Here is an 18,347-nt window from a genome sequence, read left to right as displayed (position 1 = left end):
GGGTATCAACTAAATCTGGCGTTGATTTTTGGCACGCTGTTGAGTTCTCAAGGAACGGTCGCTTCCTTCGTACTCACCCTCTCGGGCTTTCCTCCGGGCTTCCCTTCGGTGTTTCCGACTCTATCAGATCTTTCCGACCCGATTTCCTCGGCGCTTTCCAGGTCTTCGCTTTCGCGTTTCCCTTTCCGGCGGTTCCGACTCTATCAGAAGTTTGCGACCGGTCTTACCGGCGCTTATTTCTGAGCAATCGGAGAGTGCTTCTCGTGAAGTCGCATTCAGCGATTCTCAAATGAAGCAAGATAAAATTTAGCTGTTGTCCCTGAGCTTGTCCAGCTCCAGGCAACTGTTCAACTCTACCTCCCCGTTCAACCCGTGTCAACGGGTTTCCTGGGCGAGGAGGAGACTAGCAGTCCAGAGGGCCTCCACGCACATCAGGCGGCGGTGGGGGCGGACGAGCTGCGTTCGGCCTCGTGGAGATCGCCGGTCTCCCCCTCGCGTACCGCGCGTCCGCCGAGGACGTAGACGTAGGCGAGGAAGGCCAGCTCGGCCAGGACTCCGATGGTGATACGGGCCCAGGTGGGCAGACCGGACGGGGTCACGAAGCCTTCGATGGCGCCGGACACGAGCAGCACCACGGCCAGACCGATCGCCATGCCCAGCGCGGCCCGGCCCTCTTCGGCGAGCGCGGTGCGACGGGTGCGTGGGCCGGGGTCGATCACGGTCCAGCCGAGCCGCAGGCCCGTGCCGGCGGCCACGAAGACCGCCGTGAGTTCGAGCAGGCCGTGCGGGAGCACCAGGCCCAGGAAGGTGTCAAGGCGACCCGCGGAGGACATCAGGCCGAAGCCGATGCCCAGGTTCAGCATGTTCTCGAAGAGAATCCAGAGGACGAAGACACCCAGGAAGGCGCCCAGGATCAGGCAGAGCGCGGCGGCGCGGGCGTTGTTCGTCCATACCTGTGCCGCGAAGGACGCGGCGGGGTGGCTGGAGTAATAGGTCTCGTACTCGCCGCCGGGGCGGGTCAGCTCGCGGAGGTGGCCGGAGGCGGCGATCGACGCCCGCACCTCGGGGTGCGTGCCGATCCACCAGCCCAGGAGGATCGCGACGGCTGTGGAGACCAGGGCGGTGGGCACCCACCAGTGGCGGGCGCGGTAGACGGCGGCGGGGAAGCTTCGGCCCAGGAAGCGGGTGACGTCGCGCCAGGAGGCACGGCGGGTTCCGGTGACCGCGCTGCGGGCGCGGGCCACGAGTTGGCTGAGCCGGCCGGTGAGCTGGGGGTCCGGGGCGCTGGAGCGGATGAGGGAGAGGTGGGTGGCGGTGCGCTGGTAGAGGGTGACGAGTTCGTCGGACTCCGCGCCGGTGAGGCGGCGCCGGCGGCGGATCAGGGCGTCGAGGCGGTCCCACTCGGTCCGGTGTGCGGCCACGAAGACGTCCAGGTCCATCGCTCTGCCTGCTCCTCGGCTCGTCGCGCTTGTCGCCGCGGGACAACGGGACACCGTCAGCTTGTCGTACCGCGAGGCGATGTGCGCTCAGCTTGGCAGACTTGCGTCATGAGGGGTGGGCGAGGGGAAGGACGGCGGGCATGAGTGAGCTGGTGACCGGTGAGGCGGTGGCGCTGGAACTGCGGCCCGCCAAGCTGCCGAGCAGGGCGTTGGCCGTGCTGATCGATCTGGTCGTGGCCGTACTGGTGTATGTCGGGGTGGTGGTGGGGCTGGTGGCGGCCACCTCGTCGCTGGACGATGCCGCGCAGGCCGCGCTGTCCGTGGCGGCTTTCCTCCTGGTGCTGGTCGGCGGGCCGGTCGCGGTGGAGACGCTGAGCCGGGGGCGGTCGCTGGGAAAGCTGGCGTTCGGGCTGCGGGTGGTGCGCGACGACGGCGGTCCGGTGCGGTTCCGGCACGCGCTGGTGCGCGGCGGGGTCGGGATGATCGAGATCCTGATGACGTTCGGGGTGGTGGCGTGCGTCGCCTCGCTCGTCTCGGCCCGGGGGCGGCGGCTCGGGGACGTGTTCGCGGGGACGCTGGTGGTGCGGGAGCGGATTCCGCAGGGGCGGGCCGGTGTGGCGCCGCCTCCGCCGCCGGAGTTGGCGGGGCGGTTCGGGGAGCTGGATCTGTCGGCTGTGCCGGACGGGCTCTGGCTCGCGGTGCGGCAGTATCTGACGCGGATGCACCAGCTTCAGCCGCAGGTCTCGTGGTCGATGGCCTCGCGGCTGGCGGCCGATGTCGCCGCTCGGACGGGGTCCGCCGTGCCGCCGGACCTCCAGGCGCGGCCCGCCGCCTTTCTGGCGGCCGTGGTGCACGAGCGGCAGGCCCGGCAGACGCGGCGGCCGCTTCAGCACGAGAGTGGGGGCGCGAGCCCGGTCGCCCTGCCTCCCGCGCCGGGTGCGGATGTCCCGGCCGCTCAGGCGCCGGGGCCTGCGGAGAACGGGTCCCGCTCCCGGCCGACGGGGTTCTCGCCGCCCGCCTAGCGGGCTCGGTCAGGCGAAGGTCGACGGTGGGGTCTGGAGGTCCTCCAGCTCGGTCCCGGGGGCCGATAGAACCACGTCCCCGGCGATGTGCACGGCGTGCCTCTCTCCGGTGTCCAGGGCTGTGACCTGGTATTCGTCCACGAGCAGGGGGCCGTTGTCAGTGGCGTGTGCCACTCTGTCGATCAGTGCCCAGGACTGGTCCACGGTGCGGGGGGCGAGGACCGGGTCGGCAAGGGCGACCAGGCGTACGCGGGTCGCGGAGGAGGAAGGGGTGAGGCGCAGGAGACGTGCGGTGGCGACGAGGAATGCCGGGGACGTGCCGGTGAAGGCGTGGGCGGGCACATTGCCTTCCGTGGCCTCGGCCCCGGTCGGGTCGGTACGGACCCAGGTGACGCCGTCGAGGGCAGCGCCGCGCACCTGCCAGCCGCCGGCGTGGAGTTCGAGGCGGATCGGGCGACCGAGGTCGTCCAGGGCAAGATCGACCGAGCCCCGGTGCTCTCCTTCGGGAGTGGTGAGCTGGGAGACGTAGCGCCAGCCGGAGGGGCCGGGGGCGCAGTGGAAGTGTTCTTCGGCGAGGGGGGTGTGATCGTGCGGATCGTGGAGCGAATATCGGCCGCGCGGCATGGGGGGTCCTGGGTTCTGGCGGGGTGACGGTCCGGTCCGGGCCCGCTGGTCCTGCGGGAAATGGGCAGGCCCCCGGCACGGGGGTGCGGGGGCCTGCCTCGGGTGGAGCGGGGATCAGCGGCTCAGTAGCGGTAGTGGTCCGACTTGTAGGGGCCCTCGACCTCGACGCCGATGTACGCCGCCTGCTCCGGGCGCAGCTGGGTGAGCTTGACACCGAGCGAGTCCAGGTGGAGGCGGGCGACCTTCTCGTCCAGGTGCTTGGGGAGCACGTAGACACCGGTCGGGTACTCGTCGGGCTTGGTGAACAGCTCGATCTGGGCCAGGGTCTGGTCCGCGAAGGAGTTGGACATCACGAACGACGGGTGGCCGGTGGCGTTGCCCAGGTTCAGCAGGCGGCCCTCGGAAAGGACGATGATCACCTTGCCGTCAGGGAAGGTCCAGGTGTGGACCTGGGGCTTGACCTCGTCCTTGACGATGCCGGGGAGCTGCGCGAGGCCGGCCATGTCGATCTCGTTGTCGAAGTGGCCGATGTTGCCGACGATGGCCTGGTGCTTCATCTTGGCCATGTCGGTGGCCATGATGATGTCCTTGTTGCCGGTCGTGGTGACGAAGATGTCGGCCTTGTCGACGACCTCGTCCAGCGTCGTGACCTGGTAGCCGTCCATGGCCGCCTGGAGGGCGCAGATCGGGTCGACCTCGGTGACGATCACGCGGGCGCCCTGGCCGCGCAGGGACTCGGCGCAGCCCTTGCCGACATCGCCGTAGCCGCAGACGACGGCCGTCTTGCCGCCGATGAGGACGTCGGTGGCGCGGTTGATGCCGTCGATCAGGGAGTGGCGGCAGCCGTACTTGTTGTCGAACTTCGACTTGGTGACGGCGTCGTTCACGTTGATCGCCGGGAAGAGCAGGACTCCGTCGCGCTGCATCTCGTACAGGCGGTGGACACCGGTGGTGGTCTCCTCGGTGACACCGCGGATCTCGGAGGCCAGCTGGGTCCACTTCTGGGAGCCGTCGCTGATGGTGCGGTTGAGCAGTTCGAGGATGACGCGGTGCTCGTCGGACTCGGCGGTGTCGGGCGAGGGGACCTTGCCGTCCTTCTCGTACTCGACGCCCTTGTGGACGAGGAGGGTGGCGTCGCCGCCGTCGTCCAGGATCATGTTCGGGCCGCCGGTGGGGCTGTTCGGCCAGGTCAGGGCCTGCTCGGTGCACCACCAGTACTCGTCCAGGGTCTCGCCCTTCCAGGCGAAGACGGGGATGCCCTGCGGGTTGTCCGGGGTGCCGTCCGGGCCGACGGCGATGGCGGCGGCCGCGTGGTCCTGGGTGGAGAAGATGTTGCAGGAGGCCCAGCGGACGTCGGCGCCGAGGGCGACGAGGGTCTCGATGAGCACGGCGGTCTGCACCGTCATGTGCAGGGAGCCGGTGACGCGGGCGCCGGCCAGGGGCTGGGCCTCGGCGTACTCCCTGCGGATCGACATCAGGCCGGGCATCTCGTGCTCGGCGAGGGTGATCTCCTTGCGGCCGAACTCGGCCAGGGAGAGGTCGGCGACCTTGAAGTCCTGTCGGTTGTCGACAGTGGTCATGGCGGGCTGCTCCTCGAAGTCGGGGCGAGAGGTACGGCTGGTCTGCGCGGCGACGGACACAGGGGTGCCCCGGGAAGAGGACACAGGCATGCCCGCGTGCGCGCAGCGCAGTCCGTCGGAGGCCCTCTCTCCCTCGGCCGGTCCACCAGGAGACCGCCCGACCGCCATCAGCAGCGACGTCTGGCTCGGTCTCAAGCTACACCGGAGGGCGGGGCGCGCCCCAGTCCGCGTTCGGACACCGCGCGCCGTCCAGGTGACGGATATGGCGCGAACGGGTGGGTGCGGGCCGGGGTGCCCGAGTGCGCCGAGGCCCCCGGCGCGACCGGTGGGGACCGGGGTTGCGGCGGGGGCCTCGGGGCGGGGGCCGGCGGCTCAGTGGCCGGTGGCGTGCGGGTTCGGGCCGCCCGGCGTGGCGAGCGGGTCGGGGCCCTTGGCCGCCTCGGCGGCGCTGTAGATGTCCGGCTCCAGGTAGATGACGCGGGCGATCGGGACGGCCTCGCGGATGCGGGTTTCGGCATCGTTGATCGCGCGGGCGACCTGGGCGGCCGTGTCGTCGTGCTGGACGGCGATCTTGGCGGCGACGAGGAGTTCCTCGGGGCCGAGGTGGAGGGTGCGCATGTGGATGACGCCGGTGACGGTGTCGCCGTCGACGATGGCGGCCTCGATCTTCTTGACGTCCTCCAGGCCGGCGGCCTCGCCGAGGAGCAGGGACTTGGTCTCGGAGGCGAGGATGAGGGCGATCAGGACGAGCAGGACACCGATGCAGACGGTGCCGATGCCGTCCCAGACGCCGTCGCCGGTGAGCAGGGCGATGCCGACGCCGCCGAGGGCGAGGACCAGGCCGATGAGCGCGCCGAAGTCCTCCAGCAGGACGACGGGCAGCTCGGGGGCCTTGGCGCGGCGGATGAACTGGGCCCAGGAGAGCTTGCCCCGCAGTTCGTTGGACTCCTTGATGGCCGTACGGAAGGAGTAGCCCTCGGCGATGATCGCGAAGACGAGGACGCCGACCGGCCAGTACCAGTGCTCCACCGGGTGGGGGTGGCTGATCTTCTCGTAGCCCTCGTAGATGGCGAACATGCCGCCGACGGAGAAGAGGACGATGGAGACCAGGAAGGCGTAGATGTACCGCTCGCGGCCGTAGCCGAAGGGGTGTTGCGGGGTCGCCTCGCGCTGGGCCTTCTTGCCGCCGATGAGCAGCAGGAACTGGTTGCCGGAGTCGGCGACCGAGTGGACGCCCTCGGCGAGCATCGACGAGGAGCCGCTGAACGCGAACGCCACGAACTTCGATGCCGCGATCGCCAGATTGGCGCCGAGTGCCGCCACGATCGCCTTGTTACCGCCTGACGCGCTCATGAGTCCGCGTTTTCCCTTCGCCCGTGTCGCCTTCTCGGCACCCCCGCACGGCTCTTGTGCCCCCACGGGTCGCTTTTTTGCACGTACTTTGCCGGTGGGTCATTGTTGCAGTCCCACCGGCGTGCGGCGCCTCAGGTATCCACAGGGGCGGTCATACGATCACAGTGGCGCGGAACAGTGTGCCCGCGCCCGATGCCTCGGTCGTCTCGCCCGCCGGGACGAAGACGGACCGGCCGGGCAGTAGTTCGTGCTCGCCGACGCGGACGGCGCCGGCCGTGCACAGCAGTATCTGCGGGGTCGGGAGGGTCAGGTCGCGCGCGGTCTTGCCGGGCAGGACGTAGCGGGAGAGCCGGAACTCGTCGATGGGGGTCTCGTAGACCTCCTCGCCGTCCCCGGACGCCTCGGGGCGCAGTACGCCGGGGTCGGTCGCCTCGAAGCGGACCACGCGCAGGAGTTCGGGGACGTCGACGTGCTTGGGGGTGAGGCCGCAGCGCAGGACGTTGTCGGAGTTGGCCATGACCTCGACGCCGAGGCCGCTGAGGTAGGCGTGCGGGATGCCGGCGCCGAGGAACAGGGCCTCGCCGGGCTGGAGCCGGACGTGGTTGAGCAGCATGGCCGCGATCACGCCCGGGTCGCCGGGACAGTGGTGGGCCAGGCCGGCGTAGGGCGCGTAGGGGCCGCCGAGGCGGGCGCAGGCCGCGGTGGCCTCGGTGACGGTGTCGGCCATGGCGGCGGCGTCGGCGGTCAGGATCGCGGTGAGGACCTCGCGCAGGGCGGCGTCCTCGGGCTGGGCCCGCAGCAGGTCGACGTAGGGCTTGAGGGAGCCGACGCCCAGGCCGTCGAGCAGGGCGGCCGCCTCGGCGGGGGCGCGGAAGCCGCACAGGCCGTCGAACTCGGTGAGGGCGCAGATGAGTTCGGGCTTGTGGTTGGCGTCCCTGTAGTTGCGGTCCGGGGCGTCCACGGGGATGCCCCGGCGCTCCTCCTCGGCGTAGCCCTGCCGGGCCTGGGCCAGGTCGGGATGGACTTGGAGGGAGAGGGGGGCGCCCGCGGCGAGGATCTTGAGCAGGAAGGGCAGGCGGGGGCCGAACTTCGCCACCGCGCCGGCACCGAGTTCGCGCTCCGGGTCGGCGCCGATGACCTCGACGAGTGTGCCGCGCGGGGTGCGCGAGGGGGCTCCGGGGTGCGCGCCCATCCACATCTCGGCCTGCGGTTCGCCGGTTGGCTCGGCGCCCAGCAGTACCGGGATGGCGGTGGTCGAGCCCCAGGCGTAGGGGCGGACGGTGTTGTCGAGGCGGTCCATGTGTCTTCTCTGTCTCCGTACGTGCGCTGCCGGGCGGATGCGCCGGGGGTCAGCTCAGGCGCCGGCGGCGAGCGCCAGGTAAACGGCGGCGAAATCGGTGACGGCGATCAGGTCGGCTAGGGTCTCCAGTTCGCCGCCCTCCTCCGGTTCGAGTTCGCTGATCGGTGTGTCGTGGCCGAGGGCAAGGTCACGGGCGGCGGGGGCGGCGCTGAGGCCGCCGAGGGGGCGGTCCCGGAGCAGCACCACGCGCGCGTGCATCACGGGCGCCTCCTCGACCCGGTCACGGAAGAAGTCGTCCGGGTCGGCGCGGGCGGCCAGGGGGCCGGAGAGGAGGGCCTCGTGGGCGGCGAGCGCCTCGGGGAGTTCGGCCACCAGGGCGGGGCGGCCCGCGAGTTCGGCCAGTGCGGCGGCGAAGCGGCGGCCCGCCGGGCCGGCGGAGGTGCCCTCCGTCCAGATGACGGGGAGGGCGTCGGCGAGTTCGGCGGCGAGGGTCTTGGCCGCGTTGCCGTAGGTGGCGATGGCGGGGCCGCAGCGCTCGGCGACGTGGTCGAGGCGGTCGGCCACCTTCTCCAGCGCGTCGGGTCCGGCGGTCAGCAGGCCGACGCGGTCCAGAAGCGCCAGCAGCGGGGTGAGCAGGGCCCAGAAGACGCCGGAGGAGGCCGCGGCGAGCGGCTCGTCCTGGTCGTACGGGGCGGTCGCCATCGGGATGAACAGGCCGTGCGCGCCCGCGACCGCCTCGGCGAGGGGGGTGCCGGCGGGGGCGACGGCCACCAGGGAGCAGCCCCTGCGGTACGCCTGTTCGGCGAGGAGGCCGAGGCTCGGTTCGGTGCCGTCGGGGGTGGCGATCAGCAGCAGGTCCACGGAGCCCGCCCAGCCGGGCAGTTCCCAGCGCAGGGCGCCGGGGGCGGGGGCGACTCCGGCGGCTTCGAGGCGGATCACCGGGCTGCCGGGTCCTGCCAGGGTGCCGAGGAGGTCGGCGGTGTGGGTGGCGGCGGCGCCGGGGCCCGCGATCAGTACGGCGCGGGGGCGGCCGTCGGGCTGGAGCGCGCCGACTCCGGCCTCGACGGCGTGCCGGGCCGCGGTACGGACCCGCGCGCCGGCCTCGGCCGCGCCGCGCAGCAGCCCTCGGCGGTCGGCCTCGGCGAGGCCCTCCGGGGTGTCCAGGAGCGATTCGTCGAGCATGGGCGGGTGCCTCCGGTCGCCGGGGTCCTGATGCTTACGCGGGGCGGCGGGCCTCGTCGACGAGGAGGACCGGGATGCCGTCGCGGACGGGGTACGCCAGGCCGCAGTCCTGGCCGGTGCAGATCAGCTCCGCGTCCTGCTCCTTGAGGGGGGCGTGGCAGGCCGGGCAGGCCAGGATCTCCAGGAGACCGGCTTCGAGCGGCATGGGGTGTCCCTTCGGGCGGATGCGGATGTGCTGATCAGCGTACCGTGGCGCTCCGCCGGTTCGGCGGGGCCGGGGTTTCGTCGTGCCGCGCGTGGGCTTCGTTCCGGCTGCGGGTCGGGGGTGGGTGCGGTTCAGGCGTTCTCCGGCCGTCCGCCCGTCTCGGTTGGCTGGATGGGTGCCGTCTCGGCCGCCTGTCCCCTTGCCCGGCCGCTACGCGCGGATGATCGCCAGGACCTCGTCCCTGATGCTCGTCATCGTCGTCTCGTCCTTCGCCTCCGTGTTCAGGCGGAGGAGGGGCTCCGTGTTGGAGGGGCGGACGTTGAACCACCAGTCGGGGGTGGAGACCGTCAGGCCGTCCAAGGTGTCCACGGTGACCTCGGGCCGGGCTTCGTACGCCGTGCGGAGGGCGTCGAGGCGGGACTGCTGGTCGGTGACCGTGGAGTTGATCTCGCCGGAGCCCGCGTAGCGGTCGTACCGGGCGGTGAGGGTGGAGAGGGGGGTGGGGCGGGTGCCGAGGGCGGCGAGGACGTGGAGGGCGGCGAGCATGCCGGTGTCCGCGTTCCAGAAGTCCTTGAAGTAGTAGTGGGCGGAGTGTTCGCCGCCGAAGATCGCGCCGGTGCGGGCCATCTCGGCCTTGATGAAGGAGTGGCCGACGCGGGTGCGGACCGGGGTGCCGCCGTGCTCGCGGACCACCTCGGCGACCGTGCGGGAGGTGATCAGGTTGTGGATGACCGTGCCCGTACCTCCGTTGCGCGCGAGTTCGCGGGCGGCGACCAGGGCGGTGACGGCGGAGGGGGAGACCGGGTCGCCGTTCTCGTCCACGACGAAGCAGCGGTCGGCGTCGCCGTCGAAGGCGAGGCCGAGGTCGGCGCCCTCCTGCACGACCCGCTTGCGCAGGTCCACGATGTTGGCCGGGTCCAGCGGGTTGGCCTCGTGATGGGGGAAGGTGCCGTCCAGCTCGAAGTACATCGGGACGACGGTGAGCGGCAGCCCGGCGAGGACCGTCGGGACGGTGTGCCCGCCCATGCCGTTGCCCGCGTCCACGACCACCTTCAGCGGGCGGATCGCGGTGAGGTCGACCAGCGAGCGCAGGTACGCGGCGTAGTCGTCGAGGGTGTCGCGCGCGGTGAGGGTGCCCGGCGAGGCGGCCGGGGCCGGGGCGCCCGACTCCAGCCACCGCCCGGCCAGTGCGCGGATGCCGGCGAGCCCGGTGTCCTGGCCGACCGGGGCGGCGCCCGCGCGGCACATCTTGATGCCGTTGTACTGGGCCGGGTTGTGCGAGGCGGTGAACATCGCGCCGGGCAGGTCCAGCGCGCCCGAGGCGTAGTACAGCTGGTCCGTGGAGCACAGGCCGATCCCGGTGACGTCCACGCCCCGGTTCAGCGCGCCGCGCGCGAAGGCGCGGGAGAGGCCGGGCGAGGAGGGGCGCATGTCGTGGCCGACGACGATCGCGCTCGCGTCCGTCACCTCGGCGAAGGCGGCGCCGAAGAGTTCGGCCACTGCCTCGTCCCACTGGTCGGGAACGACTCCGCGCACGTCGTACGCCTTCACGATCTGCGACAGATCTGCCACGGCCAGCCCTCCTGAAAGTCCATTGGGGGCCCAAAACTACCCGCCCGGACGATCAGGTGCGGGGAGGGTGGCTCAGTTGTCGGGCGAGCGCAGGACGCGCAGGTGGCCCCGGCGGGCGACTTCCATGGGGTCGGCGGTGCGTGCACCGCCCGCTCCCGCCGCGCGCTCCTGCGGACGGGCCGCCTCGCGGACCGCGTTGGCCAGTGCCTCCAGGTCGTCGCCGCTGGGGCGGGCCGGGGCGGAGCCGTCGAGCAGCCGGACGACTTCCCAGCCGCGCGGGGCGGTGAGGCGCTCGGAGTGCTCGGCGCACAGGTCGTAGCAGTGGGGTTCGGCGTAGGTGGCGAGGGGGCCGAGGACCGCGGTCGAGTCGGCGTAGACGTACGTCAGCGTCGCGACGGCGGGTCGGCCGCAGGCGGTGCGCGAACAGCGACGTACAAGGCTCACGATGTTGGACGGTACCGCACTCTTGAGCGGGCCGCGACGACTCTCCATCAGGTCCCGTTCCCGTGTCGTGCCGTCCGGCGGCCCGGCGGCCTCCGCTCGGGCGGGCCCCGGCAGGGGGCATCGGGTGATGATCCGGTACAAAGTCCTGCCCGCGGGGCCGGTGCGGTGGCCCCACCCGGACCCGGCGGTGGCCGGAACGGTCGCACGATGGCGAGAAGACGACTGCGCGAACACCGGGAGAAAGCGCGCGAAGAGTCCGGGGAGGCGGTGCGGGGAGCGGGGCACGGGGCGGCGGGCGGGCGGCCGCCGCGTGGAACCGGGCGTGCGGGGCGGGCGGGGACTACGCTTCTGCGGTGATGGACAACCCCGTACCGCCCCGTGCCGCAGGTCCCCGACCCCGACGCCGTGATCGTCACGGACGGGGCATGCGGGGCCCCATCGCACCACCCCAGGTGCCGCTGGCGGCCAGCCGTGCCGAGGTGTTCGCGGATCTCGTGCGGGACTCCGTGGAACGGCTGGAGCGGCGCTGGCAGCAGCTGGCCGAGGTGGAGTTCCTGGTGCTGGAGGTGCCCCGGCTGGAGGGCACCGGCGAGGAGCCGTGGGACGACGAGGGCGTGCCGATGGGCGGGGTCATCCCCGCGCGGGACGGCCGGCGGGCGCGGGTCGTGGTGTACCGGCGACCGATCGAGATCCGCACCAAGGGCCGCGACGAACGCGCCGAGCTGGTGCACGAGGTGGTCGTGGAGCAGGTCGCCGAGCTGCTCGGGCTGACGCCGGAGACGGTGGACCCGCGCTATGACGAGGAGTGACGAGGCGTAGCGGGCGGCCGTCCCCCGGGGCGGCCGCCCGTCGCGCGGTTACCGCTGGAGGATGGACAGGTCCTGCTCCGCGCCCGGCACCGCGACCAGGCCGCGGTCGCTCGGGAGGGTCTGGATCGTGAAGCCGGAGACGCCGTCGGACGAGCCGGTGAGGGTGCGGGCGGCATAGACCGGACCGCCGGAGACGGGTTCCACGGTCAGCGCGTACGTGCCCTTGCCGCCGGTGGGGGCGGCGATGTCCTGGCTGGTGCCGGACTTGATCGTGTACGTCTTCGTCGCGGGGCTGCCGCCCTCGCTGCCCGCCGACGCGGTGACCTTGACGGTGGCGTTCCCGGTGGGCGCGGTCAGGGACAGGGTCGAGCCCTTGGCGCTGTTGTCGGCGGCGGTGGCGCGGCGGCCGACGGGGGCGGTCGCGGGGATGTACGCCGTCTCCCGCCGGGCCCCCTTGCCCCGCACCACGCGCAGGGCCGCGACCACGGGGACCGCGTCGCCGGTGGGCGTGAGGAGCAGCGACCCCGGTTCGCCCCGGGTGACCGGGCCGAGGTCGACCGCGGTGGTCATGCCCGCCTTGACGTGCACGGTCTCGTTGCCCGCCGGGGTGATCGAGCCGTCCGGGGAGGCCAGGCGGACCTTGACGTCGGCGTCGTCGTCACCGGGAGTGAAGGCGATCAGGCGGACGTCGGTGGCGTCCTTGGGGATGCCGGGCAGCACCAGGCTGCCCGCCGGGTCGGCCGCGGCGGGCAGCCAGTCGCCGCCGCCCGCGTCGTCCTGGGCCTGCACGGTGGCGCCGACCCGGCCGCCGCGCACGCCGATGTGCACGGTCAGGTCGGTCTGGGCCTCTTCGGTGAGCGTGGAGAGCAGCACCGGCTCGCTGGAGTGCGGGGGCACGGTGATGCCGTCGGCCACCGGGGACTTCAGGGCGCCGCCCTTGCCGTACAGCTTGATGTCGACGACCGCCGCCTCGTCGTCCGGGTTGGTGAGGTGGACGTAGTCGGTGCGGCCCTCGGCGGTGCTGGCGCCGGGGAACCAGAAGTCGGTGTCGGCGGGGGTGCAGGTGACGCCCTGGAGGCCGCGTCCGGTGCCGGCGGCGATCCGGGTGGTCTGCTGGACGGTCCAGCCGGGCGCGTACGTGCCGTCGGCGGTGCCGATCAGCGCGGGCGTGTCGCTGCCGGAGGTGTCGCCGGCGGCCGGCGTGCCCGGCGGCTTGGGGGTGAGCACCGGCTTGTCGCTCTCGCTGTTCCTGTCTTTCTTGCCGCTCTTGGCCCCCTTGCCGTCGGCCGGCCGCTCGGCGGCCGCCTCCAGCGCGGCCTTGCCGCCGCTGCCGGCGCCCTGGGTGACGGGCGTGAACGAGGTGTAGGTGGTGTCGGCGATGTCGGAGAAGCTCGGCGCCGGGCACAGCAGGCCGGTGCGCTCCACGGGCCGTTCGGTGGCGCCGCCGGCCGCGTCCGTGCCGGTGGCGGCGGGCGGGTCGAGGGCGGCGAACCCGGTCACGGCGGCCAGGGCGACGGTGCAGGCGATCAGGGACAGGGTGGTGCGGTTCACTGCTGGCTCCCGTCGTGGCGCTCACCGCGGTCGTCGTAGGGCGGCTGCTGGGCGGGGTCGTAACCCTGCGGGTGGGCCGCCGGGCCGTACGGCTGCCGGGCGGGGTCGCCCCCGTACCCATAGGGGTCGTAGGGCGTCTGGCCGTAGGGGTCGGGGTGGTAGGCGCCCTGGTCGTAGCCGGGGTGCTGGTACGGGGTCTGGCCGTAGGGGTCGGCTGGGTAGGACGCGTACTCGGGGTCGGTGTAGGTGCTGGTGCCGGTGTCCCAGTCGGCGTAGGGCTGCTGGTGCGGGATGACCGGCTGCTCCTGCTGTCCGTACGGCGGGGCCTGGGGGTCGGCGTGCTCCCCGGCGGCCTGTTCGGTCTCCTCGGCCTCGGCCTGGGCGCGCAGGCGGCGGGCGCGGCGGCCGTCGCCCTCCATGTCCTGGGCGGGTACGGGCTGCTCGTCGGGGAGGTCGTCATCGACATCGCGGCGGCGGCCGGGCAGGGCGAGGACGACGAGGAGTAGGGCGAGCGCGCCCTGAATCCACAACCAGACGGTGTGGGTGAACGGGGCGTCGTAGGTGACGTCCAGCTTGCCGCCGCCCGCCGGGAGTTCGAAGCCCTGGGCCCAGCCGTCGACGGTCTTCGGGGTGAGGGGCCTGCCGTCCAGGGTGGCGGTCCAGCCGTCGGAGACGGCGTCGGCCAGGCGCAGCACCCGGCCGCCCGAACCGGCGGGGACGGTGGTGTGGATCTCCACCGGGCCGGCGGCGACGGCCTGCGGGGTGCCGGAGCCGCCCGCGCCGGTCAGGGTGGCGCGGGAGACCTGGCGGTCGACGCGCCACAGGGCGTTGCCGTTCTGCTGGCTGAGCCGGCTCAGGCCGGGCGTGGCGTCCAGGACGCGGGTGATCTGGCGGGGGGCGCCCTGGTGGACGAGGACGTAGCGGACGGCGAACCCGCCGAGCTGGCCGGTCTGGTCGGCGCCGGAGCCGGCGACCAGGTTGGCGACGACCTTGTCCAGGCCGGTGTTCGGACCGCCGGCCGCGGCGATCTCGCCGTCACCCATACGGGCGCCGGCGCCCCGGACCAGGGTGTAGCGCACCCGTGCGGCGGAGTCGCTGTCGAGGACGAGTGTGCGGGCCTGGTCGCGGGTGCCGGCGTCCTCGGCGACGAACGCGGGCACCTGGGCGGAATCGCGGCGCTCCAGGGGGCCGTCGGCGCCCCGGATCATCCAGCCGGCGGCGGCGACCAGCGGGCCGACGGCGCAGGCCAGCGCGATCAGGGCGGCGACCGGCTGGCGCCAGCCGAAGCTCTGCTCGGCCACCCGCGCGCGTGCCCCGTCCGCGCCGAGCGCGGCGGCGGCGAGCAGGGCGATGCCGTAGACCAGGGTGGCCGGTCCGGCCCAGGCGGAGCGGTTGGCCAGCACCGCGAGGAGCAGCCCGGTCAGCGCGACGGCCCAGGCGATGCGGATGCCCAGCCGGCGCTCGGAGCGCAGCAGCGCGGCCAGCGCGGCCAGGACGATGCCGATGAGCAGCAGGCCGGAGACGGTCCCGGGGCCGCCGGGGCTGGTGCCGAGCAGGTCGGAGGCGGAGGCGGCCGAGGCGCCGAAGTCCAGTCCGGCCTCGGTGAAGAAGCCGGCCGGCAGCAGGGTCAGCGACCAGGGCGCGAGGACCAGCAGCGGGGTGCCGAGCTGGGCGAGGAAGCGCAGGAGGTGGGCGACCGGGTCGGAGCGGCGCAGGACGAGCACGCCGATGCCGAGGACCAGCGCGGCGGGCCAGACGATGGGCGTGAACGCGGTGGTGATGGTCAGCAGCAGCGCGTACGCCCAGGTGGCGCGCCAGCTGCCGCGCGCGCCGGAGCGGCCCGCGAGGCCGGCGGCGGCGATGCCCGCGCGGGCGATCAGCGGGAGCAGCACGGCGAGTACGGCGGTGCCGACGCGGCCCTGGGCCAGCGCGCCGGTGGTGGCGGGCAGGAAGGCGTAGACGATGGCCGTCCAGGCGCGCAGCAGCCGGGAGCTGACGAGGGGTCGGGAGGCGAAGTAGGCGGTGAAGCCGGCCAGCGGCACCGAGCAGACCAGCAGCACGGTGACGGCGACTCCGGTGGAGCCGAGGAAGAGCGAGGCGAGCGTCGCCACCAGGGCGAGGTAGGGCGGCCCGGCGGTGGTGCCGCCGGCGCCGACGGGGTGCCAGGCGGCACCGAAGGCCGACCAGAGGTCGGTGGCGCCGGGCGGGACGGGCAGCAGCGCGCCGCCCGCGAGGGCGCCGCCGCCCAGCAGGGCCCGGCAGGCGGTCAGGGAGATCAGCAGCAGGGCGAGGAAGAGCACCGGGCCGGGTTTGCGGGCGATGCGCCTGAGCCGGGCGAACTGCTCGATCTCCAGGAAGTCGGCGTCGTCGCCGCCGGGTCCGGACTCGACGGCGCTGCCGTGGCGGCCGGCGGAGGTGTCGACGTCGGAGCTGCTGGAGAAGTTGGCGGCGACCTGTTCGGCCGTGGCGCGGATGGTGGCGCCGGGCGGCGGGAACAGCTGCCGCAGTTCGTCCTTGTCGAGCTGGGAGGGACCCCGGCTGCGGCGGGCGGCGAGGACGCGCTCGGGGCGCAGCAGGACGCCGAGCAGGCCGCGGATCTCGTCGACGGCCTGGCCGGGCACCTTGCCGACGAGGTAGGCGAGGGTGCGCAGGAGGGTGCCGAGGACCAGCCGTAGCAGCACCCAGGGCAGGGCGGCCGCGCGGGTGTTGGCGAGCAGGGTGTGGACGGCGCCGGCCTTGTCGACCTTGTGCGGGGAGGCGGTGGTGCGGCCCGCGCAGTCGACGGTGCGGCGCTCGCGGGAGGCGGCCTCCGCGTGCCGGACGACGGCTTCGGGGGCGATGAGGACGCGGTAGCCCTCGGTGTGGGCGCGCCAGCACAGGTCGACGTCGTCGCGCATCAGGGGCAGCCGGCGGTCGAAGCCGCCGAGCCGCTCGAAGACGTCGCGGCGGACCAGCATGCCCGCGGTGGAGACGGAGAGCACGGTGCGGACGTGGTCGTGCTGGCCCTGGTCCTGCTCGCGGCGGTCCAGACCGGTCCAGCGGCGGCCGGAGTTGGCGATGGAGACGCCGACCTCCAGCAGTTGCCTGCGGTCGTACCAGCCGCGGAGCTTGGGGCCGACCACGGCCACGTCGTCCCGGCCGAGTTCGAGTTCGTTGTCGACGACCTTCAGCAGTTCGGCGAGGGCGGCGGGTTCGGGGGCGCAGTCGTCGTGCAGCAGCCATAGCCACTGGACGGGCTCTCCGTAGGGCAGTTCGGGGAGGTCGTAGGCGTCGTCGCGCCAGGTGCGGGTGGCGGGGTCCCAGCTGTTCGGACGCCTGAGGTAGGGCAGGTCGTCCGGGGTGAGGACGGGTGCGAGGCGGGTGGCCTCCTCCACGGCCTGGCCGAAGCCGGTGCGCCGGGCCAGGTGGACGACCGCCTCCTCCCCCAGGGTCTCGGTGACCAGTTGGGCGGAGTCGTCCGCGCTGCCGGTGTCGGCCGCCACCGCGTACTGCACGGGGCGCTCCTGACTCAGCAGCCCGGCGAGCGCGTCGGGCAGCCAGCGGGCGCCGTCATGGGTGACCAGGACAGCGGTCACGACATGGCGCGGGAACTCAGGGGTGGCAGCGTCGTGTTGGGCTGCCGTATGGCTGTGCACGGACATCGAGGTACGGGCCCCGGTTCGATGGACTGCGGTGGACGCCTGTGACCGTCAAGGACAGCGGGGCGTCTCGGACGAGCGCCCACACTATCGGTCGGTCATGACGACGGCCCGCCGCCTGTGGACAACCCACGTGCGACGGGCCGTTCGCACCGTAGGTGCGTATGCCCGGTGACCGGCGGACGGCGCCCTGGCCGGTCAGACGGCGGCCTTCTTCAGCCGGCGGCGCTCCCGCTCGGACAGCCCGCCCCAGATGCCGAAGCGCTCGTCGTTGGCGAGGGCGTACTCGAGGCACTCGGAGCGGACCTCGCACGCGAGGCAGACCTTCTTCGCCTCTCTCGTGGAGCCGCCCTTCTCGGGGAAGAAGGACTCGGGGTCGGTCTGGGCGCACAGCGCCCGCTCCTGCCAGCCGAGTTCCTCGTCCGCGTCGTCGACCAGCAGTTGCTCCACCAGCTCGGTCATGTGCGCCCCTCGTCCGTCTTTCGCGTCCCCGTGCCTGGCCGGCCCGGCCGAACGACACGAGTGAAATTACAAGTGTGCTGCTCCGAGCGAGTCAAGCCGGGATCTGCTATTGAGCCCGTTATTCACTCTGCGGAACCAAGGCCCTGCGTTTAGTGTTCAAATCGGGATAAATCTCGACGCATGGCTGAGGACACGAAAGGCGTCGCCCGGATGTGCGCCATGTGTCCCCGGTATGGGGTGCACAAACCTTTCATCTGACAGATGCACCGGATGAGGTGAAGCGCACCCCTCGGACCGGGCCCCGAGTTGACACCACAGGTGTGAACCGCTGTCCTAGGGGGCATGCTCGTAGACTTCGCACCCACGACGACCCGCATCGCCGGGTCCACCGGTGCCCTCTGCGTGCGTCGCAGCTGTTGTTGCTGTCCCAGCTGTTGAGCCGACCGAGCTCCAGCTGACCTCGGGCCCATCCCGGCCCGGCGCGTCCCGCCGCTCCCGTACCCCGTTCCGGGACACCTCCCCGTACGCCCGTGATCCGGGCCGGGCCCAGCGACACTCCAGCCACCGCCTCTCCGCCGAGGAACCCCACACCCCCATGAACAGCGACAACGATCTCCAGATCGCCGGTGACCTCCTCGAAGTCCCCCACCTGCTGCAGCCGCCCCGCGAGCACCCCGTGACCGTCGCCGAGTTCGCCGGGCTGGCCCGCGCGGTCGCCGCCGACCGCGACGCGTGGGCCCACCTGGTCCGCTACGACGCCACCGCCCGCTGGTACCACCGGCTGCGCCAGGGCCCCGGCTACGAGGTGTGGCTGCTGTCCTGGGTGCCCGGCCAGGGCAGCGGGCCGCACGACCACGGCCGCTCCTCCGGCATCCTCACCGTCCTGGAGGGCACCCTGACCGAGCGCACCGGGCGCGGCACCCGCACCCTCGCGGCCGGCGCCCAGCGAGTCTTCGCGCCCGGCTATGCGCACGACGTGGTCAACGACGCGCTGGAGCCCGCGGTCAGCCTGCACGTCTACTACCCGGGCCTCACCGAGATGCCCATGCTCCCCCAGTCCCAACTGGGTTCGACCGGGGGGACCCCCGCCTCCCCGCACTGCGAGGCCCGTACGGAGCCGAGCGCGACCGCGGTGTGATCACCGGCCGCACCGGCTGTCGGCGGCT

General features: G+C 72.9%; 16 protein-coding genes. 4 read left to right on the top strand and 12 right to left on the bottom strand.

Going from position 1 to position 18,347, the window contains the following annotated elements; translation table 11 throughout:
• Window positions 1-243: hypothetical protein (locus tag ACFWN1_RS14500; protein ID WP_384361288.1), on the top strand; the 243-nt coding region annotated here is incomplete at its 5' end.
• A gap of 188 nt (window positions 244-431) precedes the next feature.
• Here the strand turns inward: ACFWN1_RS14500 and ACFWN1_RS14495 are convergent.
• On the bottom strand, window positions 432-1,439 hold the full coding sequence (locus ACFWN1_RS14495) for a stage II sporulation protein M (protein ID WP_384361285.1): 1,008 nt from the start codon (window positions 1,437-1,439) through the stop codon (window positions 432-434).
• Between the two features lie 140 nt (window positions 1,440-1,579).
• Here ACFWN1_RS14495 and ACFWN1_RS14490 point away from each other — a divergent pair, with 140 nt between their 5' ends.
• A complete protein-coding gene (locus tag ACFWN1_RS14490; protein ID WP_384361282.1) occupies window positions 1,580-2,461 on the top strand; it encodes an RDD family protein in 882 nt (293 codons plus the stop codon).
• 9 nt (window positions 2,462-2,470) lie between these two features.
• Here ACFWN1_RS14490 and ACFWN1_RS14485 read toward each other — a convergent pair whose 3' ends face one another.
• The 8 genes from ACFWN1_RS14485 to ACFWN1_RS14450 all read right to left on the bottom strand — a co-directional run bounded on the left by ACFWN1_RS14485 (window position 2,471) and on the right by ACFWN1_RS14450 (window position 10,769).
• Window positions 2,471-3,085, bottom strand: a complete 615-nt coding sequence (locus ACFWN1_RS14485) for a hypothetical protein (protein WP_384361279.1) — start codon at window positions 3,083-3,085, stop codon at window positions 2,471-2,473.
• 122 nt (window positions 3,086-3,207) lie between these two features.
• On the bottom strand, window positions 3,208-4,665 hold the full coding sequence (ahcY, locus tag ACFWN1_RS14480; RefSeq protein ID WP_384361276.1) for an adenosylhomocysteinase: 1,458 nt from the start codon (window positions 4,663-4,665) through the stop codon (window positions 3,208-3,210).
• Window positions 4,666-5,037: 372 nt separating this feature from the next.
• Window positions 5,038-6,018 (bottom strand): cation diffusion facilitator family transporter, encoded by a 981-nt coding sequence (locus ACFWN1_RS14475; protein WP_384361273.1) that lies wholly within the window; start codon window positions 6,016-6,018, stop codon window positions 5,038-5,040.
• 151 nt (window positions 6,019-6,169) lie between these two features.
• A complete protein-coding gene (gene manA / locus ACFWN1_RS14470) occupies window positions 6,170-7,318 on the bottom strand; it encodes a mannose-6-phosphate isomerase, class I (protein WP_384361270.1) in 1,149 nt (382 codons plus the stop codon).
• 54 nt (window positions 7,319-7,372) lie between these two features.
• On the bottom strand, window positions 7,373-8,500 hold the full coding sequence (locus tag ACFWN1_RS14465; RefSeq protein WP_384361267.1) for an SIS domain-containing protein: 1,128 nt from the start codon (window positions 8,498-8,500) through the stop codon (window positions 7,373-7,375).
• A gap of 34 nt (window positions 8,501-8,534) precedes the next feature.
• Window positions 8,535-8,705 carry a Trm112 family protein gene (locus ACFWN1_RS14460; protein ID WP_020940431.1) on the bottom strand — a complete coding sequence of 57 codons (171 nt, stop codon included), beginning with the start codon at window positions 8,703-8,705 and terminating at the stop codon, window positions 8,535-8,537.
• Window positions 8,706-8,915: 210 nt separating this feature from the next.
• A complete protein-coding gene (locus tag ACFWN1_RS14455; RefSeq protein ID WP_384361294.1) occupies window positions 8,916-10,283 on the bottom strand; it encodes a phosphomannomutase/phosphoglucomutase in 1,368 nt (455 codons plus the stop codon).
• 66 nt (window positions 10,284-10,349) lie between these two features.
• On the bottom strand, window positions 10,350-10,769 hold the full coding sequence (locus ACFWN1_RS14450; RefSeq protein WP_031184356.1) for a DUF3499 domain-containing protein: 420 nt from the start codon (window positions 10,767-10,769) through the stop codon (window positions 10,350-10,352).
• 308 nt (window positions 10,770-11,077) lie between these two features.
• Between ACFWN1_RS14450 and ACFWN1_RS14445 the strand changes: the two genes are divergently transcribed.
• Window positions 11,078-11,530: a metallopeptidase family protein gene (locus ACFWN1_RS14445; protein WP_384361291.1), complete on the top strand. Its 453-nt coding sequence runs from the start codon at window positions 11,078-11,080 to the stop codon at window positions 11,528-11,530.
• Between the two features lie 48 nt (window positions 11,531-11,578).
• Here the strand turns inward: ACFWN1_RS14445 and ACFWN1_RS14440 are convergent, their stop codons facing one another.
• The 3 genes from ACFWN1_RS14440 to ACFWN1_RS14430 all read right to left on the bottom strand — a co-directional run bounded on the left by ACFWN1_RS14440 (window position 11,579) and on the right by ACFWN1_RS14430 (window position 17,181).
• A complete protein-coding gene (locus ACFWN1_RS14440; protein ID WP_384361264.1) occupies window positions 11,579-13,081 on the bottom strand; it encodes a DUF5719 family protein in 1,503 nt (500 codons plus the stop codon).
• Complete coding sequence (locus ACFWN1_RS14435; RefSeq protein WP_384361261.1) at window positions 13,078-16,722, bottom strand: glycosyltransferase; 3,645 nt, start codon at window positions 16,720-16,722, stop codon at window positions 13,078-13,080. The genes ACFWN1_RS14440 and ACFWN1_RS14435 overlap by 4 nt, the downstream gene beginning before the upstream one ends.
• 195 nt (window positions 16,723-16,917) lie before the next feature.
• Window positions 16,918-17,181 carry a WhiB family transcriptional regulator gene (locus tag ACFWN1_RS14430; RefSeq protein WP_030377564.1) on the bottom strand — a complete coding sequence of 88 codons (264 nt, stop codon included), beginning with the start codon at window positions 17,179-17,181 and terminating at the stop codon, window positions 16,918-16,920.
• 595 nt (window positions 17,182-17,776) lie between these two features.
• Between ACFWN1_RS14430 and ACFWN1_RS14425 the strand changes: the two genes are divergently transcribed.
• A complete protein-coding gene (locus ACFWN1_RS14425; RefSeq protein WP_384361258.1) occupies window positions 17,777-18,319 on the top strand; it encodes a cysteine dioxygenase in 543 nt (180 codons plus the stop codon).
• Window positions 18,320-18,347 lie beyond the last annotated feature (28 nt).

Source organism: Streptomyces sp. NPDC058459, assembly GCF_042721685.1.
Classification (GTDB): Bacteria; Actinomycetota; Actinomycetes; order Streptomycetales; family Streptomycetaceae; genus Streptomyces.
The sequence above is the reverse complement of the archived record's forward strand: the minus strand, read 5'-3'. Positions and strand labels throughout refer to the sequence as shown.

Bases quoted from the DNA above. Each gene is read 5' to 3' on its own strand.
- ACFWN1_RS14495 (WP_384361285.1), bottom strand. From the start codon at position 1,439: ATGGACCTGGACGTCTTCGTGGCCGCACACCGGACCGAGTGGGACCGC.
- ACFWN1_RS14490 (WP_384361282.1), top strand. From the start codon at position 1,580: ATGAGTGAGCTGGTGACCGGTGAGGCGGTGGCGCTGGAACTGCGGCCC.
- ACFWN1_RS14485 (WP_384361279.1), bottom strand. From the start codon at position 3,085: ATGCCGCGCGGCCGATATTCGCTCCACGATCCGCACGATCACACCCCC.
- ahcY (WP_384361276.1), bottom strand. From the start codon at position 4,665: ATGACCACTGTCGACAACCGACAGGACTTCAAGGTCGCCGACCTCTCC.
- ACFWN1_RS14475 (WP_384361273.1), bottom strand. From the start codon at position 6,018: ATGAGCGCGTCAGGCGGTAACAAGGCGATCGTGGCGGCACTCGGCGCC.
- manA (WP_384361270.1), bottom strand. From the start codon at position 7,318: ATGGACCGCCTCGACAACACCGTCCGCCCCTACGCCTGGGGCTCGACC.
- ACFWN1_RS14465 (WP_384361267.1), bottom strand. From the start codon at position 8,500: ATGCTCGACGAATCGCTCCTGGACACCCCGGAGGGCCTCGCCGAGGCC.
- ACFWN1_RS14460 (WP_020940431.1), bottom strand. From the start codon at position 8,705: ATGCCGCTCGAAGCCGGTCTCCTGGAGATCCTGGCCTGCCCGGCCTGC.
- ACFWN1_RS14450 (WP_031184356.1), bottom strand. From the start codon at position 10,769: ATGGAGAGTCGTCGCGGCCCGCTCAAGAGTGCGGTACCGTCCAACATC.
- ACFWN1_RS14445 (WP_384361291.1), top strand. From the start codon at position 11,078: ATGGACAACCCCGTACCGCCCCGTGCCGCAGGTCCCCGACCCCGACGC.
- ACFWN1_RS14435 (WP_384361261.1), bottom strand. From the start codon at position 16,722: ATGTCCGTGCACAGCCATACGGCAGCCCAACACGACGCTGCCACCCCT.
- ACFWN1_RS14430 (WP_030377564.1), bottom strand. From the start codon at position 17,181: ATGACCGAGCTGGTGGAGCAACTGCTGGTCGACGACGCGGACGAGGAA.
- ACFWN1_RS14425 (WP_384361258.1), top strand. From the start codon at position 17,777: ATGAACAGCGACAACGATCTCCAGATCGCCGGTGACCTCCTCGAAGTC.